A 21,758-nucleotide genomic window follows, 5' to 3' on the forward strand; every position below is an offset into this window, starting at 1 on the left:
GTTAAAAACTCCTAACTTCATAATAGATTTATGCTTTTTCATCCGCTACTGAAAGCCAAGTTACACAAACAAGCATAACGAATACTCCAATTAATTGCCAGAAACCTAAAGAGGTGCCGAATACAATAACCGAAATAATCATTGCTGTTAGTGGTTCGATACTGGAGAGAATACTGGTTTCAACTGCCGTAATATATTTCATACTACTTAAAAACAAAATAAAGGCTACTGTTCCAAAAAAGATTAAAGCAGCTAATAATATGAGGATTTTAAAATCTGTTAAAACACCCCATTGGTTGGACTGCCAAACACGGCTTACTAAGCCTAATGTGAAGCCACCTACGAGCATTCCCCAACCAACTACTAATAACACTCCCCACTCCTTCATTAAGCGTGCAGGGTATAATGTGTAAAAGGCAAATGTTAAGCCTACCGCAATCCCCCACAGCAAGGCTTTTGGACTAATTAGCAAACTCTCAAATGAAGCATTCGTTAGTAATAAAAATAACCCTATAAGGGTACCAATAATACCTAATACTTGATATTTTGGTGGCATCTTCTTTAAACTAAGAGAGACATATGCCACAACAAATATAGGCGCTAAAAACTGCAGGAGAGTTGCCAGTACAGCATTACTTTCGTTAATTGCTGCAACAAATGCAAATTGTACACCTAGCATCCCAGCTATACCAAAAATAATAAGCTGTCTGCCCCAAAGTTTTTGCTGCCAAATACCAAAAATATTTTTTCCAGTTAACAATAAATATGTAAGTAGTAATATACCTGCAACCGTTAAACGGATTGTTAACATAAAGGAAACTGTCAACGGTGTATGGTTAAGTAACCACTCCATTAAAGGACCAGTTGCTCCCCATAATATAGCTCCCGAGACAATAAATACTATTCCTTTTAACCGTTTCATACCAATCCTGCTTCCTATAAACGTACTAAAAACTGTTATTTTTCTTCAAATCTTTTCATATATTTCACGAGAAAAGACCCATATTTTTTCATCATCAAATATTTACAATTATATTCATAATGACTAATTCCCGATAATTATCTATAATATTAGTATATATTGATTACCCAAGGAGATCGAATAATCATGAGTCACATGCATAAATCGTTTACGATTGATGAACATTATTTAAATTCACTTCCTTTTCCTGCAATTATCATCAATCAAGATGGACAAGCGACTATCTGGGGAAAGAGCGCTGAACATCTGATTGAATTATCAGTAAATGATGTTAAAGGAAATACTACTCCATCTATACACGAAAATCTACTACGCCAGCTCCCTGTAGAAACATTTCAATCTATTTTACAAAATGAGGACAGCACGTATCTAGATAAAATTACAGTACAGACAACCTCAAATATGGAACTGACGACAGCTTTGCTTACTAAGCCTTTTATAGAAGAAGGAGAGCGCTTTATTCTAATGATATTTATGCTACCAGAATTAATGACAAATGCTGTTTCAGATTGCACTACATTTGTAAATCTCAAGCAAGGTTTAGACGCTACATTCATGACTGTAACACTCGATCAAGATGGTTTTATCTTAGAATGTAATAATGAATTTCTAAAAACAAGCCAATGGACACCTAAGCGTGTTATCGGTAAAACATTTTGGCAATTGTTCCCTGATAATGATGAAAGTGAAAAAGTTAGCAATACTATTTGGCGTAATTTAAACAACGGTCATACGTGGCAGGGGGAAGTTGAAAAAATTACAAAAACGGGACAATCTTATTGGGTACTGCTAACAGCTATCCCTACCTTTAATCTTGAAACAAATGAACAACAATTTTTCTTAATTGAAAAGGATATTACTAAATCGAAGACCATCCAACATCAATTGGAAAAAATCGCTTATATTGATACAGAAACAGGGTTGATGAATGCGCATCGCCTTGAAAAAGTAATTACCACTATGATTGATGACGAAAGACACTTTTCTTTTGTTTATTTAAGTATTGATAAATTCTATACGCTAAAAGAATTACATGATCAACAAATAGAGCAAAGCCTTATTATTGAATTTACAAATCGTATAAAAATGTATTTCCAAGATAGTACGATGGCTCGAATAAATGAAAATGATTTTGTTGTCATCACACCTTTAAGTGAGTGGTTTATTCAAGGCTTTTTATCCTACTTACAGCAGCATCCTATTTATAGCGGCAATATTGCAGTACCAATTTCTATTAGTGGTGGCATCACAAGATACCCAGAGGATCAAACAACATTCTCTCAGCTTATGAAAGCATCTATTGCTACCATTTCTACGGTGCGTGAAGCTGGTGGAGACAAAATTGTTTCCTTATCAACAGCAACACATAAAGCTTTAAATCGTAAAGCTTTAATTGAAAAGCGTTTACTTCAAGCACTAGATCAAAAGAATTTAAAGGTACTCTATCAACCACAAATTGATGTTTATTCTGGGAAAATTACAGCAGTTGAAGCACTCGTACGCTGGGAAGACGAGATAATTGGGGTTGTTTCACCTGACGAGTTAATTCCTATTGCAGAAGAAACAGGTCTGATTAACAACATTGGCTCCTTTATGCTCGAAAAAGCCTGTGAGCAGGCATTGCTTTGGAAAAAAGCTGGACATGATCTAAAAATATCAATTAACTCTTCTGTACGAGAGTTTCGTGATAAAAATATGGCTAAATCCATTCTTGAAATGATCACAAAAACTGGTTGTCCGGCAAATCTACTACAAATTGAAATTACCGAAAAATTTGCTTTAGAAGCCGAAGCTGCAACTTCTATTGCACAACAAATGCGCAAGCTTGAAAACGAAGGCATCTCCTTCATCTTAGATGATTTTGGAACTGGCTATGGTTCATTTAGATATATGCAAATTTTACCAATCGATACTTTGAAAATTGATCAAACATTTACGAATTCACTATTAAAATCTGAAAAGACCCAAAAGCTTATGCACGGTATGGTACAGCTAGGGAAATCTATGGAACTGAAAGTTGTAGCGGAAGGTGTTGAAACCGCTGAGCAAGCTGATTTATTAATTACTTATGGCTGTGACGCAATTCAAGGGTATTATATTAGTAAGCCTGTTACACCAGATGAAATTGAGGATTTACTTAGTAAGCAAAAATAAGTGAATAAGGAGGCTGCGTTGAAAAATAAACGCAGCCTCCTTTTACTTTTTATAGACCTTTTGTAATTTTACCTTACTTGAACGAACTGAACGGAAAATAAGTTGAATAATTACTTCAGCAAAGACAAGTCCAATCACTATCGCACCTGTAATTAAAAATGCCTTTAAGCCATATTGTAAGCCTTGTAAATAATCATCCTCTACCACATTTCTCATGGCATTATAAGCCATACCCCCGGGCACTAACGGTATAATTCCACCTACAATAAAGATAATCATCGGTATTTTAAATCGGCGAGCATATAAATGTGCCACTATAGCAATGACAAACGAGCCAAAGAAAGAAGCTTTGACAACATCCATGCCTTGCTCTGTTAACACAAAATAAATTATCCAGCCAATTACTCCAACAAGACCACAATGAAGGAGTGTTTTTCGAGGAACGTTAAAAATAATGGCAATTCCAGCAGTCGCAAAAAAACTTACAATTATTTGTATAATAATGTCCATCATATCCATATTGTCCGCCTCCTAAAACCCTAGAGTGACGGCAATGGCTGCACCGATGGCAAAGGCTGTTAAAAAGGCCTCTGCTCCCTTTGCCATCCCTGACATAAAATGCCCCGCCATTAAATCACGAACTGCATTGGTTATCAAAATACCTGGTACGAGTGGCATGACAGAACTAATAATTATTTTATCCAATTCATTACCATATCCATACTTTACTGCTAAGAAGGCAACAAAGCCGAGAACAAGTGATGCCGTAAATTCAGAGAAAAATTTAACCCTTGTTAAGTGGTTGATTATCACAAGCACTAGGAAACCTAACCCACCCGCTAAACAAGCTACAGGGAAATCCGACCATCCTCCCTTAAACATAATAAGGAAACAACCGCTTGCAAGTGCAGCTGCTATAACTTGTAAATACGTTGGTAAAAAATAATTTGTTTTTTGTATCGACTTTAGCTCGTCATAAGCTTCTTCTAATGTTATGATGTGAGATGTGAGTCTCCGAGATACTGAATTTACCAAGGCTATTTTTTGCAAATCTGTCATCCTGCTGGAAATTGATGTAATTCTCGTTGGCTGAGTTTTGCCTAACGAAAAAATGATTCCAGTTGGTGTGGCATAACATTGAGCATTCGGCATATTTTGAGAATGTGCCATTCGCAGCATCGTATCCTCCACACGGTATGTTTCTGCACCACTTTCAATCATAATACGCCCTGCAAGTAACAAACAGTCAATTGTAAGTTCAATATCCGCTTCTTGTAAGACCATTACAGCTATCTGCCTCCTTCTAAAGGTTCCTTGCCAATATTATCGAACTGCCAATAAAAACTCAACTGAAAATTTCAGTATTAAATTTTGGCTTTCTTTCAATTTATTTTATTATCGATTAACAATTATTGAGCATGGGTTCTTCTATTTCAGTAGGTATTTTACAATCACTTAAAAAGAAGTACAACTACATATTATTCACTACCTAGAAGAAGGAAAATTGGCGTAAATTAATTTCTATAAATTTACACTAAAAGTTTATAGATTTGTATAACTTTTTTAATGGCTGACACGTCTGATTGTATAGAAAATAAAAAAGAGGGGAGCGTACCCAATACCATGCAGGAACGCAGAAAAAGACGTGGTCCAATAATTGATTTTTTATTACTGGGCCTTATTGTAACTTTAACAACCATTATACTTGTTATTATCCTTTCAAAGGATGAATTTAAGTTTCAAAAGATTAGTGCTTCAAAAGAAACCGATACAGAATCGGTAAATAGTAATTTAACAACAGAAAGTTCTGCGTTTCCAGGTATACGAATTGTTACAGACGTTTCTAATGATAAACGAACACCTTTTGCTATTCACTACCCTCAAACAGATAACGAAGTTTTTAATGATGCCGTATTACAATACATATCGGATTCAAAAGAAAACTATCTAGGATCTATGAAAAAAAATAAAGAAAAGGCAGCGATGGGTGAATTAAATATTAGTCTGGAAACTTTTCCATACCGAGAGCATTATTATTCCTTTGTGCTAACAAAAATGCTGTACCTAGGTGGAGCTAATCATGAAATTTCAACGAAAACATTCTTTATTGATAACGAAACTGGCGAGCAAATTTCGATCCAAACACTCTTGCAAAATGATGAGAACAACTTAACAACATTAGCAGCAAATGTACGGAAAGATTTGCAAAAAAACCTCCAAATAAAGGATGCGCTTTTTCCTGATGAATTATTGAAAGCAACGGAGCCGAAATGGTCGAACTTCAACCGTTTTGCTATTGTCGACGATTCCTTGAAATTCTATTTCGATGAATATGAGATTGCTAGTGGAGCAGCTGGAGCCCCAATAGTGAAACTACCCCTTTCGCTTATTAATCCATTGTTAGCCTCAGAGTTTCAAATCGCTATGGAAAATGTAAAACCAACAAATCCACCGCCTACAGGTGATCCCAATAAAAAGCGTATAGCATTAACTTTTGATGATGGTCCACACCCAAAAGTAACAGAACAAATATTAAATATCCTTGATAAGTACCAAGCAAAAGCTACCTTCTTTATGCTCGGTAGTCGTGTACAATATTATCCCGATATTGCCAGAGATGTTCTTGCACGTGGTCATGAAATAGGCAACCATTCATGGAATCACCCTGTATTAACAAAGCTTACGCAAGAACAAGTAATGAAAGAGTATAATTCTACAGCTACTGAAATCGAGAAAGCTATTAATCACGGTGCCACAGTTTTTAGGCCACCTTATGGCGCAACGAATGATACGATTAACGCTGAAATTCCTATTCCTGTCGTGTTATGGACAATTGATACATTAGATTGGAAACATCGCAATGCGCAGCAATTACTGCCAAATATTAAAAATAATTTACACAATAATGCCATTGTCCTAATGCATGATATTCATCAATCGACTGCTGATGGACTAGATGCGGTGTTAGCTTATTTACAAGGGCAAGGCTATGAATTCGTGACAGTTTCTGAGATTATGCCCTATCGCCAATAGGATGTATTATTCCCAACAATTAAATTTAAAAAAGTCCAATGAATTTTTAACGGGATTCATTGGACTTTTCTTACTATTTGAATGTTAATGTATCTAATGGCTTAAAGTTATTTAATTGATAGCTCTTTACCTCATTACGCGCTACTGTATACAGTGCGTCATCTATATAGACAACTCGTTGTACAACCTGCTCCCAATTTTCATATGGCTCATTCGTAGAACGATTGATAATATTCCCTTTTAATACGATACCTTTGTCTGCAGTAATTTCGTAAATTTGAGCTCCATGACCTTGGTAAACAATGTCATCCCCTTTACCTGCCTCATACAGCACTACCGGGAAGCCAAAGTAGTTGTATTGCTCATGACGGAAAAGTGCTTTTGGATTGTACTGGACATCAGAGTATGACCCTTTCCCACCAATTTTAACGGTCGACTGCTCTTTCGGGTTACGGTAGTCTGATACATCAAAAAGTGACATCTTCATATTCGTTGTCACAGTAAAATTACGTTTCGTATAAGCATCATAGCGTTGCTCTGTATCATAACCAATGCCAATTAGATGTGTCTCATCTAATGGATGCAGGTAATTACTAAAGCCAGGAATCTTCAATTCTCCAAGTACGGCAGGCTTTTTCGGGTTGGCTACATCGATGACAAACAGAGGATCTACTTGTTTAAATGTCACCACATATGCTTTTTCCCCCATAAAACGTGCAGAATATATTTTTTCTCCAGGTGCCATATCTTTCACTGAACCAAGTGCTTTTAAATGTTCATCTAAAATAAAGAGGTGATTATAGGAAGTACTTTTCTCATCCCATGTATTCCCCTCTGTTGTGAAGATTCGGAAATTGCCTTTGTATTCATCCATTGAATACTGATTTAACACGGTTCCTTTTACTTCCGTACTTCCAGCAAAGTTCAAAGTCGTTCCATCTACATTCCACTTAAAAATTTGAGTGTCTGCTGCTCGTGGTAACCAAATCATGTCCATAGCACGTTTATCTGATGAAGCCGCATGATTGCTTTCATATATTGGAGTCGTTAAATACAGAGCATTTTCCGACATATAAAGACCACTACTACCACCCAGATACCCCTTTGTATTGGCTGTTGTCTTAGCCCCATTTTTTAAATCAACAGCTGTAATTAAACTATAAGTACCATCCATTGTATTAGGTAATATCGAGATTTTCTCTAAAGGTAGACTTTTGTATGCTGTGCCTACCATACTATCAAATGTTTTAGGTTTTAAATCTGCTTTTACATCTTCTTGGAGCATCCAATAATTCGGATACATATTACCAATTAAATATAATGTATCCTTCGTAATGCGAATATCCTGTAAAAAGCCCTCTTGCCCTACATCTCGTACATGCTTTGGATTGCCTGGATTCGAAATATCATAAAAGGAGGCTGTTACCATGGCTGTACCTGCTTTTTCAATATACTCATCCCCAATGGCAATTAATAAATTGTCATATAATGCAAGTTTAGAAATATATCGTGATTCTTTCAGTTTAATGCTCGTAGTCAATTTTAAATTTTTTGGGTCTTTAGCATTCACAACTGTGATGCTTTGATCTTTCGCACTGTAAATAAAGCCCTCTTTTACGACAACAATATCACCCTCTTCTACCCCTTCTACTTGATTATTGGTCGTAGACTCGTTATTAGCTGTTGCATTATCTTCAACCGCTGAACTAGTCGCACTATCTGCTTTTTCTTCCTCTCTAATTCCTACTCTTTGAGTCGACAACAGTTTTTTGAAATATTGTTGTAGTTCTTTTTCAGATTTTACAGCAGTTAACGTCTCTATAATGGTGAATGGAATAACTTGTGATGAGACATTTAATCCCCCCTGTGAGAATGCTTCTTTCTTCACATGTAATTGATAATTACCTGGTTTTAATTTCTTTACAACTAATGTTTTCTGATCTTCTAGCAATTCAATTGTTGCGGGTACTTTTTGACCTTTTTCTGTTGTAATAAAGACATAGTCTTTAGTTATCTTGTTTTTCTTTAAAGCAACTGAAAAAGATGCTTGCCAGCTTTGCTCGGCCATACTTGTGCTTGCTGCCTTTGCAGTAACATCTGTAGTAATCGTCCATGTGAAAATGCCAGGCACGATAGCTAGAACGACAATCAGCATAATTGCCAACCACTTACTTTTCATCATTTATCCTTCCCTTCATATACTTGTTTATCAATTAGACTAGCAAAAGGTTGGAAAGTTACATTTTTCTGAAATTTTTTAACAGGGGCTTCACACAAAAAAAAAAGACGAGAGGGAATAATTCCCCTCTCGTTCTATTCTTCAAATGGCCATTTAGGCAACATTTTAGTTAACGGCTTATCTAGACGTTTGCCTAAAACATAATCAGCCTGCATAATGGTATGAATCTCACGCGTTCCTTCATAAATAACAGGTGCTTTTGAGTTTCGTAAATAACGAGCCACAGGATATTCGTCTGAATAACCATACGCACCATGAATTTGTACCGCATCATCTGCAGCCTTATTAGCAAAATCACAAGCCTGCCATTTTGCTAAAGATGTCTCTCTTGTATTTCGAACACCTTTGTTTTTTAATTCTCCAACGCGGTAGACAAGAAGTCGGCTCATTTGATAGCCAGCTTCCATATTAGCAAGCATTCGCCCAACGAGCTGGTGCTCTCCTATCGGCTTGCCAAATGTTTCTCGTTCATGACAGTATTTCACACTAGCTTCTATACAGGCTTGGATTAAACCAACTGCACCAGCCGCTACCGTAAAACGACCATTATCTAACGCAGACATGGCAATTTTGAAACCTTCACCCTCTTCGCCAAGACGGTTTTCTATTGGTACACGTAAATCTTCAAAAAAGAGCTCACCTGTATTACCAGCGCGAATACCATACTTACCTTTAATCGCTTTTGATGTAAAGCCAGCCATAGAACGCTCTACAATGAAGGCACTAATACCATGATGTTTTTTCGCTTTGTCTGTATAAGCAAAAACGATAAAGTGATCTGCAATATCACATAAGGAAATCCATGTTTTTTGTCCATTGAGGACATAATGATCACCATGACGGACAGCCGTTGTAGACATAGCAGCTACATCAGATCCAGCGCCTGGCTCTGTAAGACCAAATGCTCCAATACGAACACCTTTTGCCTGTGGAACAAGGTATCGCTGCTTTTGATCTTCAGTCCCCCACTGCATAAGGGTCATGCTATTTAATCCTGTATGGACGGATACGGCTGTGCGAAACGCCGTATCTCCACGTTCAAGCTCTTCACAAACGATGGCAAGAGCGTTATAATCCATACCACTTCCACCATATTGTTCAGGTACACAAACACCCATTAAGCCAAGTTCTGCAAGTCTCGACCAAATCTTAGCATCAAAGCCGCCTGCCGCGTCCCATTTTGCAATATAGGGGATGATTTCCTCATCAACAAACTGTCTTACTGTTTTTCGTAGCATTTCTTGCTCACTGGACATTTCAAAGTTCATGGTTAGCACCTACCATTTCACAATCATTGCAGACTTATGAGATGTCTCTTTAATCACTACGCCACGTTTAGCCATCTCTTCAATATACGTAGCACCGGGCACTATAGCTTCAGGTGCGAATACACCATGTTCTGTAATAGCACCTGCACCAATCATTTGAGCTACAACCGAAATGGTATTAGCGGTTGCACGTGCCATTGCCGTTTCATTGATGGTCATATCCTTACGTACAACCATTTCATATTCATATGTCACTTGTTGCTGTGCTTTTTCACCAGCTACAATAACACGTAATAGTACAGCATCTGGTTTTGTTCCCAGTTCAAGTTTCTTTTTAAGTGCTTCTCGTACTACTGCGCGGACAGGTACTTCTTGATTATCCACTTCTACCTTATTTGCTGAATCAAGGAATCCTAAGTCAGCTAAAAGTTTAAACTTCTCTGCATGGCCTTTATAGCGGATTGTTTTATATTCTAGTGTGCGGACATTTGGGAATGTCTTATACAAAGTGGAGATGCCTCCAGATGTATAAAATGCCTCAAGCACACCGAAACCATCAAAATAAATAGGTTCAACGCCTGATAGGGATGGAACTTCTTCAAGCTTGCCCTTCTGAATTGTTTTGGAAGGCTCAGTATAATGATCGAATACGCCGTCTAAAGAAAATACACGTGTATAATGGAGTGGAGGTTTTGGCTCTGTTGGAATACCACCTACAAATAGTTTAATAGATTCGACCTCATCTAATTTCGAGGCACCGTACCCCGCTAGAATATTGACCATGCCTGGAGCAACACCTAGGTCAGGAATGATTGTAACACCTTTTGCCTTGGCTTCCTCATGTAGATCCAATATCTTCTCTGTTACGCCACCGATATGACCACCTAAGTCGACTGAATGTACACCTGCCTCAATGGCTGCTCTTGCTACTCGCTCATTGAACGAATAAAACAATGCATTGACGGCAACATCACCCTTCGAAATAACGTCCATTAACGAATCGTCACGTTCTGCGTGTAGCTCTACAACCTCAACCTTATTTGTATCTAGTGTGTCTACAAAATCCTGTGCAACTTTTACATCGATATCCCCTAAATACACACGCTCAACTTTATCGTTTTTTATTAAATCACGAGCTACCTCTTTACCCATTAAACCTGCACCTAATACAACAACTTTCATCAAGAACATCCCCTTTCGTTGATCTGTTACTCTGTATCGATTTGTGCTCTTTGTAATTTACCGCTGTAGTCTACATAAATACTCTTCCATTCTGTGTATACATCCAGAGCTGCTACACCTGAATCACGGTGACCATTTCCAGTCCCTTTTGTGCCTCCAAAAGGTAAATGGATTTCAGCACCTGTTGTGCCGGCATTTACATAAACAATACCTGTGTCTAAGTCACGCTGTGCGCGGAAAATTGTATTCACATCTTGCGAGAAAATTGAGCTGGATAAGCCAAATTTCACGCCATTATTTACTTCAATTGCTTCTTCTAAATTTGCCACTTCAATCAAAGAAACGACTGGACCAAAGATTTCTTCTTGGGCAATAATCATATCAGGTTTAACATTCGTAAACAGTGTTGGCTCATAATAGAATCCTTTATCGTAAGGTGGTTCATTTAATATTCTGCCCCCTGCTAATAATGTGGCACCCTCTTGTTTGCCTATTTGCACATAGTGATTTATTTTTTCCAGTGCAGCTTTATTAATTACTGGCCCTATTTTAACGCCCTTATCTAAACCGTCCCCAATGGTTAGCTTTTGCATTTCATCTAAGAGACGCTTTTCTAATTGTTCTTTTACATCTTTATGCACAATCACTCGGCTACATGCTGTACATCTTTGTCCAGCAGTACCAAATGCACTCCATAATATCCCTTCTGTAGCTAGCTGTAGATCAGCATCATTCATAACAATGACTGCATTTTTTCCACCCATCTCTAAAGAAATCTTTTTTAAATGCTTGCCACCAAGCTCAGCTACTTTACTACCCGTTGTAGTAGAACCTGTAAAGGAAATAACCTTGACGTCAGGATGTTCAATTAAAGCCGTCCCTACTGTAGGACCTGTACCAAACACAATATTAGCTACACCATCTGGCAAGCCTACCTCTTCAAAAATTTTGCCCATTTCGTAGGCCATCATTGGTGTTTCGTTCGATGGTTTCCAAATGAATGTATTTCCCGCAACGATGGCAGGAAATGACTTCCACGTAGCAATTGCTACTGGGAAATTCCACGGTGTAATAAGTGCAACAACACCAATTGGTGCTCTTACACTCATGGCAAATTTATTGGCAAGCTCAGAAGGTGTTGTTTCACCAAACAATCTTCGACCTTCACCCGCCATATAGTAAGCCATATCAATTCCTTCTTGCACTTCTCCTCTAGCCTCTTCGATTACCTTGCCCATCTCTTTTGTTAAAACGGTCGCCAAATATTCCTTTTTTTCTTTCATTTTTTGACCGATGGCATATAAATAGTCTGCACGTTTTGGTGCTGGTATAAGTGCCCAGCTTTTTTGTGCTTGCTTAGCAGCAGCAACTGCCTCATCTACCTCATTTGAAGTCGACCGTGGTATAGTTGCAAGCTGCTCACCATTTGCAGGGTTCGTCACTGCTATACTTTGTAAATGTGAATGTGTGACCCATTTACCACCGATATAGTTTTTAATCTCCACTACATACACCCCCTGAAATACTCTATGATGCCTCGGCTATTGTAACAGTCGTATTCCATAGGTACAGATTCTATAAATGTAAACAGAATTAGTTTTCCTGGGCGATTACGTCCGGATTTTGAATTGTCTTATTATACAATTCCTTTGAAAATCCGATTCTTCTGCCAGAGCTTTATCTTCAGACTAAATCCATAGTGAAAAAATCGACTTATTACATCGGTGATCCACCATCCACAGAGGAGGTGTTTTCCACTGTGCGAAGATAAAATATGTCAAAATTCCGAATTTTCAATATACATTGCACCTTGTAATACTATTATTTACATAATGATCAGTGACAACTGCCAGAGGCCTTATTTCCACTTAACTTTAATCCCTCCATTGAGAGGATGACTTCTAATAATAGAAGTCTTTAAGGTTATGTATATTCACAACACCCTTAGTTAAATGAAAATAAATAATACACATTCTAGTTTTTTATATTCGACATTTTCTAGTTAATTCCCTTTTTTTCTAAAATATTTAATTTCTAATTGAAACCATTGTGTCTTATAATCGTATACAATATCAATAAATTTACTTTTGGAGGAATTCCTTTATGAATAATCATGAAATTGACTACAAGTTATTTGGTGACGACATGCAATATGTGCAAGTTGAGCTTGATCCACAAGAAACAGTTGTTGCAGAAGCAGGGGCATTAATGATGATGGATGACTCTATCCATATGGAAACTATTTTTGGCGATGGTTCAAGTGGTGGCCAGCAAAGTGGTCTAATGGGGAAATTACTAGGTGCTGGAAAGCGACTTATTACAGGTGAAAGCTTATTCATGACGACATTCACAAATGTTGGCTCAGGTAAGAAACATGTTTATTTTGCTTCCCCATACCCTGGTAAAATTATACCAATGGATTTAAGCCAACTAAATGGTAAGATCATTTGTCAAAAGGATGCATTTCTAGCTGCAGCTAAAGGTGTATCTGTTGGCGTTGAATTTCAGAAAAAAATCGGTGTAGGCTTCTTCGGTGGGGAAGGCTTCATTATGCAAAAGCTTGAGGGTGACGGCATGGCATTCGTTCATGCAGGTGGAGCAATTCACGAAAAAACGTTACAACCAGGAGAAGTTTTACGTGTGGATACAGGATGTTTAGTGGCAATGACATCTAATGTAGATTATGATATTGAAATGGTTGGAGGCGTAAAAACAGCATTATTTGGTGGCGAAGGAATCTTCTTTGCTACATTACGCGGCCCGGGAACAGTGTGGGTACAATCATTACCATTTAGCCGTCTAGCAAGTCGTGTCTTTGCAGCAGCGCCAATTTCACAAGGCGGAGGCGGCCAGTCTAAGGGCGAAGGCGGTATCGGCGGTATATTCGATTTATTTAATAGATAATAAAGATGGAGCATATCACAGTGATATGCTCCAATTTTTAATCGATTCGATTCGAAATTGCCTTGCCCTGCCCATATGCCATTAAGGCTTTCACATTTAACATTAACATAGCTGTTCTCGTTTCTAAAGACGCGCTACCGATATGTGGTAGCGCAACGACATTCGGAAGTGTTAATAATGGATGATCCATCGCAATTGGCTCTTGTTCAAACACATCAAGCCCTGCTGCCCAGAGCTTTCCATTTTTCAAAACATCATATAGTGCAGCCTCATCGATAATTCCACCACGGGAAGCGTTTATTAATACAGCATCATCCTTCATCAAAGCTAATTCTTGTGCTCCAATAAGGCCTTCCGTATCACTATTATAAGGTGTCATGATCACTACAAAATCAGATTGCTTTAAAAGATCCTCCAATGAAACATATTGAAAACCGTACATTTCTTCCGCTTCGTGACGACGTCTACGATTATTATATAGAACCTTCATTTCAAAACCTTTTGCACGTCTTGCAACAGCTTGTCCAATGCGGCCCATACCGATAATTCCTATTGTCGCTCCAGATACATCCTTACCAACCAATTGCATGGGGTACCAGCTTTTCCATTTACCTTCCCGTAAATACCTCTCACTTTCCGGAATTCTTCTCGCAGTAGCTAGTAGTAAACCAAATACTAAATCCGCAGTCGTATTGGTTAAGACACCAGGTGTATTGGTTGCCATAATTCCTTTTTTCCGTAAAGCTTTAACATCGATATTATTATAACCAACTGCCAAATTCGTCACTAGTTTTAAATTTGGAGCGTAAGAAAGTAACTCTTCATCTACTTGATCTGCTATCGTTACCCACAGCACTTCACAATCAGTTACAGCTGCTAGCAGTTTGTCACGTGGAATCACAATCTCCTCTTCTTCCCACTGTGAGATTTCATAATACTCCTGTAACGGCTCAACAATATGTGTAGGAAACTTCCGTGTTATAAATAATTTCTTTTTCATGTTCCAAACACCCCTCTACTCATTTCCCTAATTCGCCTTTAGCGTAACACTTAAAACAATCATTTTCTAGAGGTTTCTAAGTTACAGTTTATCTATACTAATGGCGTGCTACCGCATCAGCCTATTTATTTAGTTTATCCTTGAAATAAATCATTCTATCCTAAACCTTTGTATTAAAAAGCTATGCATATATTGTATGCATAGCTAATTTTTATAACTCTCTGATTGTTGAATTTAAGCGATTGGTTACCCTTTCTAATTCTTCAGAAGATACAGTTATCATATTACACCACAAAAAGTACTTTGAACCCAATGATATTCATTTCAAAAAGATGTATTCAGAAAAGGCATGCAAAAAAGCCACTCCTTCTTGTACAGAAGAGTGACTTTTAACTTTACATGAAAATGATTACGCAAAGAACAGCAGCTAAAACTAAACGATAAATCGCAAAAGGCATTAATTTCACTTTTGAAATAAGTGCTAAGAAGAACTTGATCGATAGTAATGCAAAGACAAATGAACTAATAAATCCGACAGCATAGAATCCAAAATAGTCCATTGATAAAGTATCCCAGTTTTTCAAAACAGATACTAGACTAGCACCTGCCATAATCGGTACTGCCATAATAAATGTAAAATCAGCTGCAACACGGTGACTCATACCGAATAGTACCCCACCTGAAATTGTTGCGCCTGAACGGGAAAAACCTGGCCATAAAGATAGACATTGTACTAGCCCTACTTTAAATGCCAATCCATATGAAATCTTATCTAGAGAATCTACTTTTGGCTTTCTCGGTGCCAATTTATCTGCCGCAATCATTAGAATTGCCCCAGCTACCAATGCATAAATAACATGCTCTACTTTAAAAAGATGGTCATCAATAAAATCCTTGAATGCAAAACCTAAGACAACCGCAGGTAGCATCCCAACAATGACATGCAATAAGTTAAAACGGCCATTCATAGATTTAGATTGTCCATCTATATTGTATAAGCCAATGAGGCTCAACATACGTTTCCACATAACAACGATAACTGCTAATATAGAACCAAGTTGAACTACAATTTTAAATGTATTCGCAGGATATTTTCCTAAAAACTCTTCTGTCTTTAACCACATATCATCTACGATAATCATATGACCTGTAGAAGATACTGGTGCAAATTCTGTCATACCTTCAACAAAGCCTAATATCAATGCTTTTAATAACTCTATAATTTCCACCATGTCACCTTACCTTTTTTAATAAAATACCCACTTATTATAAAATACTCCGTTTTTCTATACTACTGCCAATTCGCCTAAGTAGTCCAATTCAAAATTTCAACTTATTATTGAAATTTTATATCTACTACCCACAGTTCTGATCTACTACCAATTCGCATAGGTGGTCCCCAGAAGCCATATCCTGATGAAACAAGTGTATGCATGTGCTCCTTCAGCTTATAACCATAATCCAGTTCAAATACTCTTGCTGTTATAAACTGATTCGGCCATAGCTGACCCTTATGCGTATGACCTGACATATGTAAATCAACACCCATTTTCGAAGGTGTCAACAAGTCGTCAGGTGTATGGTTCATTACAAGCCAAGGTAAATTATCAGTAGACTTTAAATCTTCAAGTGGTTTTCTTTCTTTGTTCGTCCTGTCTTCTTGCCCTGTTAATATAAACGCATTTTCTATACGAATTGTTTCATCTAGCAGTATTTTTACATTGGCATTTTCCATTTCTCTTATAAATTCAGGGATTTTTTTGCCATAATACTCATGGTTACCTAGTATACCATACGTTCCATATGTAGCCCTTAATTGTTTCATGACATCCGCCATTCCCTCTTGTACAAACCATTTTGGATCATCATCCACAATATCACCAGCTAACAACACAATATCTGGCTGTGCTTCATTAGCTAAGCTAACAAAGCGTTGCAAATGCCTTTTATGCGATAAAACCCCTAAATGAAAATCGGATGCCACAACAGCTCTCATTGAATGAAGCTCACTGTCTTTTTTTGCAACCGCGATCTCTAAATGACGAACAACTGGAGAATAGGCTAAATAAGAGCCAATGATACCTAATACTAATAGCACAGCAACTGCTATACTACCAATTATTTGTACATTTTTAAAGGGTGTTAACCAAATAATCAATTGTGCAACTAAACATAGTAATAATCCATACTCAAAGATAAACATCCAATAATTGCTGATCACCGAAAAGAAGCGTAAAGACTCATGTAGCCTTCCGATTATAATACTAAATGCCACAATATATAATAGTAACCAAAATAGGACTGGATAACGGAACCACCCCATAGCTACAAGCCACTGCTTCACTCCCCACCCTAAATAGAAAGTCAACGCACTATAAACACTAATTAAAAGTAAACCGCCGATTACTTTTGGCATAACTTCGTCCTCTACTTTCTCTATATTTAGTCGATTATATCATTTTACTTAACAATCCTATTACATGAAGCATTTGAATAATCTTCTAGTGAAAATAGAAACTAGCCACTTTAAATTGCTTACAAATATAAGTTTATCTTTTCGTTTATTTGAATTCTATCGTATTACATGACATTTCACTGTATATAGATGACATTTTCGTCACTTCCTCACTAAAAGCTACTTTTATTTTCACAAATCTTCCAGTAACATGATCAATAAGACAGAATATTTACACATTTACGAATCAAAAAGGGGTGCTATATCAAATGACACGTTATAAATTTGAAACAACAGAGCATGAGTTATTTCGTAAAACCTTTCGTAAGTTTTTAGCTGAAGAAGCAGAGCCACATTATGCTCAATGGGAAAAGGATCATCTTATTCCTCTTTCATTTTGGCGTAAGCTCGGTGATATGGGCTATCTTTGTCCACAGGTTGAAGAGCAATATGGAGGGCTGGGGCTGGATTTCAGCTTTGGTGTTATCATTCAAGAAGAGCTTGAACGGATAGGCTCCAGCCTGATCGGAGTGGGCCTGCATAATGATATTGTTGTACCATATATCGAGGCCTATGGTACACATGACCAAAAGTCTCGCTGGTTACCTAAATGTGTGACAGGCGACTCTATAACAGCTATTGCGATGACCGAGCCTGGTACAGGTTCAGATCTAGCCAATATCCAAACTACAGCTATTCGCGATGGTGACCATTATATAGTGAATGGTCAAAAAACCTTCATTACCAATGGAATTCATACAAACTTAGTCGTTGTTGCAGTGAAGACAAATCCACAGGCAGAGAAAAAGCATCGTGGAATTAGTCTACTTGTCATTGAAGAAGGTACTCCTGGCTTTACCAAAGGAAGACAACTCGAAAAAGTTGGCATGCATGCCCAAGATACAGCAGAGCTCTATTTTGAAGATTGCCGAGTGCCTGTAAAAAACCTACTAGGAGAAGAAGGCAAAGGTTTTCACTATATGATGGAAAAACTGCAACAAGAGCGTTTAGCGGTAGCGATTGCTGCTCAAACAGCCGCAGAGGATATGCTTGCCATAACGCTTGACTATGTAAAATCGCGCCAAGCCTTTGGTAAGACAATTGGCGACTTCCAAAATACTCAATTTAAACTAGCTGAAATGGCAACTAAAATTGAGCTTGGCAAAGCGTTTTTAGAATCTTTGATTGAAGACCATATAGCAGGTAAAGATGTCGTTTCTAAAGTATCAATGGCAAAATACTGGATAACAGAAAATGCACGTAATCTTGCCACACAATGTATGCAATTGCATGGCGGCTATGGATATATGGAGGAATACAAAATTGCCCGTAGGTATAGAGATATTCCTGTTATGTCCATCTATGCTGGAACAAATGAAGTCATGAAAGTTATTATCGCTAAAAATTTAGGCTTATAATATAAAGAAGATGGTGGCAAACCTCTGCCACCATCTTCCCATTATACTGCCGAAATACGAACTGTTACTTTAAATAAATCACCATCGACATCAATAGTCATTCTAGCTCCGTGTAAATCAACAATGGACTGTGCTATAGCTAATCCAAGTCCAGAGCCTTCTGTATGTCGTGAAGCATCTGCCCGTTTAAAGCGTTCAAATAATTCATCAGCATCTTCGCTAATTTCATACTTCGCTACATTTTTCACTGTGAATTCGGCGTCACCATCTGCCGTACGTTTTAACGTTACATATACACGTGTCCCTTCTAACGCATACTTCAAGACATTAACAATTAAATTATCAATAAGCCTCCACCATTTTTGACCATCCACATAGGCATAAATAGGGTCATGAGGCATCGTCATTCGTAAATCTAAACGTGACTGTGATAAATCTTCCTTATGTTCCCCCACCGCTTGCTGAATAAGCTGTGTCAAATCTACACGACTTCGTTGAAGCTCGATATTCCCGCTTGCCATTTTTGATACTTCAAAGAGATCTTCAATCAACACTTTTAAACGTTCAGATTTTTTATCAAGAATATGAATATATTGCTGACGTTCTTCATCTGTAATCGTAGGGTTTTTCAGTAAATCCGTATACGTAATAATAGAGGTTAGAGGAGTCCGTAAATCATGACTCACATTGGTAATTAGCTCTGTTTTTAACCGTTCACTTTTAGCCTGCTCGTGCATTGACGTACGAACACCTTCCCGTAAATGGTTAAGATTCTCCGCATGACCAGCAAGCGGTGATTTGCCTTTTACCTTTACATCACGGTTTAACCGTCCTTCAGCCATATCCTTCGTATCCTTCATAATGCGATTTAGGTAACCCATTCTTGATAGAAAAACGATTAATGCTGGAACTCCTACGAACGTACACAATCCAAGGACAAGAACTTGAAAAGCTCCTCCTCTTAACATTGAAGCGACAAGACTACCTCCACCAAAGAAGGCTGCAGCGAGCATCACAATTGAATGCAATGCAATCGAACGGTTGATAAATAAATCAGTCATCGAATCCCCAAGTGACCATAAATAGCTCGATTTTACATTTTCCTCTAGCTTTTTCAAAGTATCTACTCTTGTATACAACCATATTAACTGCACAAAGAAGGCACTGCCAATTACAAATAACACACCTAATTTAAAGGCAAGATCTAGTATATAGCGCACATAATTATGTTGATAATTGTATTCGTAAGTGTATTCAATAGATTCAAAAACAACTTGAGACGCAATAAGATATATAAATCCTGTGATCAATACTAAAACAACTTGAAAGTCGAATTTAACTTTAGTTAAAATCTCTTTTTCCTTCATATCCTTGACAGTTTGTAGTAAACCCTTACGTCCTCTCCAAACAAAGAATGCTGTTACTATACTAGTGAGCCATACTAAGAAGAAGGTATATTGATTTCGATGAAAACGACTATAATCCTGCATAACGCCTAATGTTTGCACTGCTTTTTTTGAAATCGTTAAGACACCCGTATATTCAGTTGTTTCATAAAGGTCATCTACATTTACATATGTTTCTGTACGGTAAAAAGTATCCCTGAAATTATTACTTATGTTACCTGCATATAATGGATTTCGCTCCGTATATTTTATTTTATAGGCACTACTTTCAGTAACATCACCAGCACGATATGTTTTACCTGTTTCCGTATTCTTCAACTCATAAGACCAATAGTCAAAGTTTTTTTCAAAGTTTTTGGCTTCACTTTGTACGTCTTTAATATATTTATCAATGAGCACTTCTTTTTCAGCAAGAATCTTCTTTCGTACATGCTCATCATCTTCAAAATTTGCCGTAATATCTTTAATTTTATTATCGCGTTCAGTCTCTAGCTTAGTCTTTAATTCAGTTGCATTGGCATCTATAGCTTCCTGAATACGCTGTTCGTATTGTGCTTTAATATTATCGATTTGCTGTCCCAATGTACCGTAGTAATTACGATGATCCTCTATTTCAGTTTGGGTAATTTCTATTTTATTTTTCAAATCCTCTGCCTTCGGTACATTTATTACTAAAGGACCTAATTCTGCAGTGAAATTATCTATTTCATGCTGGAAATTTTCTGAATCGAAATATGATTTACCAATATACTGATAACCTACATGCCAAAATGTAAAAATACCGAAAATCGTCCAGATTAAACACATTAAAACGAAAAGAGATCTCCATTTTTTTATCATCCCTCTTTACACTCCTCTAAAAAATTCTTTCTAACAATTGTAAAACCTCTGAGGAGCGAGAATCGACGATTTGATAGGCATAAATCCCAAAATAAATAAGCCCAATAACACCTGCAATAAATCCTGCAATAGTCATATACTTCTCTATTTTATTTTTCCATTTTATAGCCAACGCCCCATACCACCTTTAAATAGCGCGGATTTTTCGGATCTGCTTCGATTTTTTCTCGGATCTTCCGGATATGAACAGCTACAATATTTTCAGCATTGTACGCTTCCTCATTCCAAACCCGTTCATAAATTTCTCGAATCGAAAAAACACGCCCTGCATTTTTCATTAATAGTTCTGTAATTTTATATTCTATCGGGGTAAGGCGAACTGGTTCTCCTTCTAATATGACTTCTTTAGCCTCTTCATCAAGAACAAGTCCGTCAATTTCTACCTTTGTAGCACCTTCACTATACGTCCCTAGTTGAACATAGCGTCGTAGTTGCGATTTCACCCGTGCCAATAATTCTAATGGGTGAAATGGCTTTGTCACATAATCATCAGCTCCAACTGATAATCCATGGATTTTATCGCCATCCTCCGCCTTCGCACTTAGCATAATAATTGGAATATTACGCTCCTCTCTAATTTTAAAGGTAGCCGTTATTCCGTCCATGTTTGGCATCATAATATCTAAAATAATTAAATGTACTTCATTGTTCTCTAGCTTTTTTAATGCATCTAAGCCATCTGCTGCTTTAATGACATGATAGCCTTCATTTTTTAAATAGATTTCAATACCATCACGAATATCTTGATCGTCATCTGTAACAAGAACTGTTAATTTCGTCATGATATACACCTCGCTCTCAAATATAAGTCTACCTT

The 21,758-nt window shown here is 37.3% G+C and carries 17 protein-coding genes; 4 read left to right on the plus strand and 13 right to left on the minus strand.

Annotated elements, in window-relative coordinates; all coding sequences use genetic code 11:
• Window positions 1-28 precede the first annotated feature (28 nt).
• Window positions 29-922, minus strand: a complete 894-nt coding sequence (locus ABC382_RS13440) for a DMT family transporter (RefSeq protein WP_322611208.1) — start codon at window positions 920-922, stop codon at window positions 29-31.
• A 186-nt stretch (window positions 923-1,108) separates the two neighbouring features.
• On the opposite strand from ABC382_RS13440, the gene ABC382_RS13445 reads away from it, so the two are divergent.
• Window positions 1,109-3,136, plus strand: coding sequence for an EAL domain-containing protein (locus tag ABC382_RS13445; protein WP_312505094.1), 2,028 nt, complete (start codon window positions 1,109-1,111; stop codon window positions 3,134-3,136).
• A gap of 42 nt (window positions 3,137-3,178) precedes the next feature.
• Here ABC382_RS13445 and ABC382_RS13450 read toward each other — a convergent pair whose 3' ends face one another.
• Both ABC382_RS13450 and ABC382_RS13455 read right to left on the minus strand, forming a co-directional pair.
• Entirely contained in the window at window positions 3,179-3,646 is a 468-nt protein-coding gene (locus ABC382_RS13450; protein WP_274797256.1) for a threonine/serine exporter family protein, read from the minus strand.
• Between the two features lie 21 nt (window positions 3,647-3,667).
• The gene (locus ABC382_RS13455) at window positions 3,668-4,420 is read right to left on the minus strand and encodes a threonine/serine exporter family protein (RefSeq protein ID WP_312505096.1); all 753 of its coding nucleotides are present in this window, start codon (window positions 4,418-4,420) and stop codon (window positions 3,668-3,670) included.
• 339 nt (window positions 4,421-4,759) lie between these two features.
• Here ABC382_RS13455 and ABC382_RS13460 point away from each other — a divergent pair, with 339 nt between their 5' ends.
• Window positions 4,760-6,169 (plus strand): polysaccharide deacetylase family protein, encoded by a 1,410-nt coding sequence (locus tag ABC382_RS13460; protein WP_274795419.1) that lies wholly within the window; start codon window positions 4,760-4,762, stop codon window positions 6,167-6,169.
• A 73-nt stretch (window positions 6,170-6,242) separates the two neighbouring features.
• Here ABC382_RS13460 and ABC382_RS13465 read toward each other — a convergent pair whose 3' ends face one another.
• The 4 genes from ABC382_RS13465 to ABC382_RS13480 form a co-directional block, all read right to left on the minus strand.
• Window positions 6,243-8,348, minus strand: coding sequence for a beta-propeller domain-containing protein (locus ABC382_RS13465; RefSeq protein ID WP_341385485.1), 2,106 nt, complete (start codon window positions 8,346-8,348; stop codon window positions 6,243-6,245).
• 134 nt (window positions 8,349-8,482) lie between these two features.
• Complete coding sequence (locus ABC382_RS13470) at window positions 8,483-9,676, minus strand: acyl-CoA dehydrogenase family protein (RefSeq protein WP_341385484.1); 1,194 nt, start codon at window positions 9,674-9,676, stop codon at window positions 8,483-8,485.
• Between the two features lie 9 nt (window positions 9,677-9,685).
• Window positions 9,686-10,858 (minus strand): saccharopine dehydrogenase family protein, encoded by a 1,173-nt coding sequence (locus ABC382_RS13475; RefSeq protein ID WP_274795415.1) that lies wholly within the window; start codon window positions 10,856-10,858, stop codon window positions 9,686-9,688.
• A 26-nt stretch (window positions 10,859-10,884) separates the two neighbouring features.
• Window positions 10,885-12,363 (minus strand): aldehyde dehydrogenase family protein, encoded by a 1,479-nt coding sequence (locus tag ABC382_RS13480; RefSeq protein WP_322604848.1) that lies wholly within the window; start codon window positions 12,361-12,363, stop codon window positions 10,885-10,887.
• Between the two features lie 598 nt (window positions 12,364-12,961).
• Between ABC382_RS13480 and ABC382_RS13485 the strand changes: the two genes are divergently transcribed.
• Entirely contained in the window at window positions 12,962-13,762 is an 801-nt protein-coding gene (locus ABC382_RS13485; protein WP_274795413.1) for a TIGR00266 family protein, read from the plus strand.
• A gap of 37 nt (window positions 13,763-13,799) precedes the next feature.
• Here the strand turns inward: ABC382_RS13485 and ABC382_RS13490 are convergent, their stop codons facing one another.
• The 3 genes from ABC382_RS13490 to ABC382_RS13500 all read right to left on the minus strand — a co-directional run bounded on the left by ABC382_RS13490 (window position 13,800) and on the right by ABC382_RS13500 (window position 17,178).
• On the minus strand, window positions 13,800-14,762 hold the full coding sequence (locus tag ABC382_RS13490) for a 2-hydroxyacid dehydrogenase (RefSeq protein WP_274795412.1): 963 nt from the start codon (window positions 14,760-14,762) through the stop codon (window positions 13,800-13,802).
• 395 nt (window positions 14,763-15,157) lie between these two features.
• Window positions 15,158-15,994, minus strand: a complete 837-nt coding sequence (locus tag ABC382_RS13495) for an undecaprenyl-diphosphate phosphatase (protein ID WP_396631729.1) — start codon at window positions 15,992-15,994, stop codon at window positions 15,158-15,160.
• Window positions 15,995-16,098: 104 nt separating this feature from the next.
• Window positions 16,099-17,178, minus strand: coding sequence for a metallophosphoesterase (locus tag ABC382_RS13500; protein WP_274795411.1), 1,080 nt, complete (start codon window positions 17,176-17,178; stop codon window positions 16,099-16,101).
• Between the two features lie 308 nt (window positions 17,179-17,486).
• Here ABC382_RS13500 and ABC382_RS13505 point away from each other — a divergent pair, with 308 nt between their 5' ends.
• On the plus strand, window positions 17,487-18,635 hold the full coding sequence (locus ABC382_RS13505) for an acyl-CoA dehydrogenase family protein (protein WP_412926929.1): 1,149 nt from the start codon (window positions 17,487-17,489) through the stop codon (window positions 18,633-18,635).
• Between the two features lie 41 nt (window positions 18,636-18,676).
• Here ABC382_RS13505 and ABC382_RS13510 read toward each other — a convergent pair whose 3' ends face one another.
• Genes ABC382_RS13510 through ABC382_RS13520 form a run of 3 tightly spaced genes read right to left on the minus strand, consistent with a single transcriptional unit; the run spans window position 18,677 to window position 21,723 of the window.
• Window positions 18,677-20,881 carry a sensor histidine kinase gene (locus ABC382_RS13510; RefSeq protein WP_412926930.1) on the minus strand — a complete coding sequence of 735 codons (2,205 nt, stop codon included), beginning with the start codon at window positions 20,879-20,881 and terminating at the stop codon, window positions 18,677-18,679.
• A gap of 16 nt (window positions 20,882-20,897) precedes the next feature.
• Window positions 20,898-21,053 carry a hypothetical protein gene (locus tag ABC382_RS13515; protein ID WP_274795408.1) on the minus strand — a complete coding sequence of 52 codons (156 nt, stop codon included), beginning with the start codon at window positions 21,051-21,053 and terminating at the stop codon, window positions 20,898-20,900.
• Window positions 21,031-21,723 carry a response regulator transcription factor gene (locus tag ABC382_RS13520; RefSeq protein ID WP_274795407.1) on the minus strand — a complete coding sequence of 231 codons (693 nt, stop codon included), beginning with the start codon at window positions 21,721-21,723 and terminating at the stop codon, window positions 21,031-21,033. The genes ABC382_RS13515 and ABC382_RS13520 overlap by 23 nt, the downstream gene beginning before the upstream one ends.
• Between the last annotated feature and the right edge of the window lie 35 nt (window positions 21,724-21,758).

Origin of the sequence: Lysinibacillus phoenicis, assembly GCF_047238325.1 — a bacterium.
GTDB classification, from domain to species: Bacteria; Bacillota; Bacilli; order Bacillales_A; family Planococcaceae; genus Lysinibacillus; species Lysinibacillus irui.

Excerpts from the sequence above, each read along its gene's own strand:
- ABC382_RS13440 (WP_322611208.1), bottom strand. The coding sequence starts at position 922 with ATGAAACGGTTAAAAGGAATAGTATTTATTGTCTCGGGAGCTATATTA.
- ABC382_RS13445 (WP_312505094.1), top strand. The coding sequence starts at position 1,109 with ATGAGTCACATGCATAAATCGTTTACGATTGATGAACATTATTTAAAT.
- ABC382_RS13450 (WP_274797256.1), bottom strand. The coding sequence starts at position 3,646 with ATGGACATTATTATACAAATAATTGTAAGTTTTTTTGCGACTGCTGGA.
- ABC382_RS13455 (WP_312505096.1), bottom strand. The coding sequence starts at position 4,420 with ATGGTCTTACAAGAAGCGGATATTGAACTTACAATTGACTGTTTGTTA.
- ABC382_RS13460 (WP_274795419.1), top strand. The coding sequence starts at position 4,760 with ATGCAGGAACGCAGAAAAAGACGTGGTCCAATAATTGATTTTTTATTA.
- ABC382_RS13465 (WP_341385485.1), bottom strand. The coding sequence starts at position 8,348 with ATGAAAAGTAAGTGGTTGGCAATTATGCTGATTGTCGTTCTAGCTATC.
- ABC382_RS13470 (WP_341385484.1), bottom strand. The coding sequence starts at position 9,676 with ATGAACTTTGAAATGTCCAGTGAGCAAGAAATGCTACGAAAAACAGTA.
- ABC382_RS13475 (WP_274795415.1), bottom strand. The coding sequence starts at position 10,858 with ATGAAAGTTGTTGTATTAGGTGCAGGTTTAATGGGTAAAGAGGTAGCT.
- ABC382_RS13485 (WP_274795413.1), top strand. The coding sequence starts at position 12,962 with ATGAATAATCATGAAATTGACTACAAGTTATTTGGTGACGACATGCAA.
- ABC382_RS13490 (WP_274795412.1), bottom strand. The coding sequence starts at position 14,762 with ATGAAAAAGAAATTATTTATAACACGGAAGTTTCCTACACATATTGTT.
- ABC382_RS13495 (WP_396631729.1), bottom strand. The coding sequence starts at position 15,994 with ATGGTGGAAATTATAGAGTTATTAAAAGCATTGATATTAGGCTTTGTT.
- ABC382_RS13500 (WP_274795411.1), bottom strand. The coding sequence starts at position 17,178 with ATGCCAAAAGTAATCGGCGGTTTACTTTTAATTAGTGTTTATAGTGCG.
- ABC382_RS13505 (WP_412926929.1), top strand. The coding sequence starts at position 17,487 with ATGACACGTTATAAATTTGAAACAACAGAGCATGAGTTATTTCGTAAA.
- ABC382_RS13510 (WP_412926930.1), bottom strand. The coding sequence starts at position 20,881 with ATGATAAAAAAATGGAGATCTCTTTTCGTTTTAATGTGTTTAATCTGG.
- ABC382_RS13520 (WP_274795407.1), bottom strand. The coding sequence starts at position 21,723 with ATGACGAAATTAACAGTTCTTGTTACAGATGACGATCAAGATATTCGT.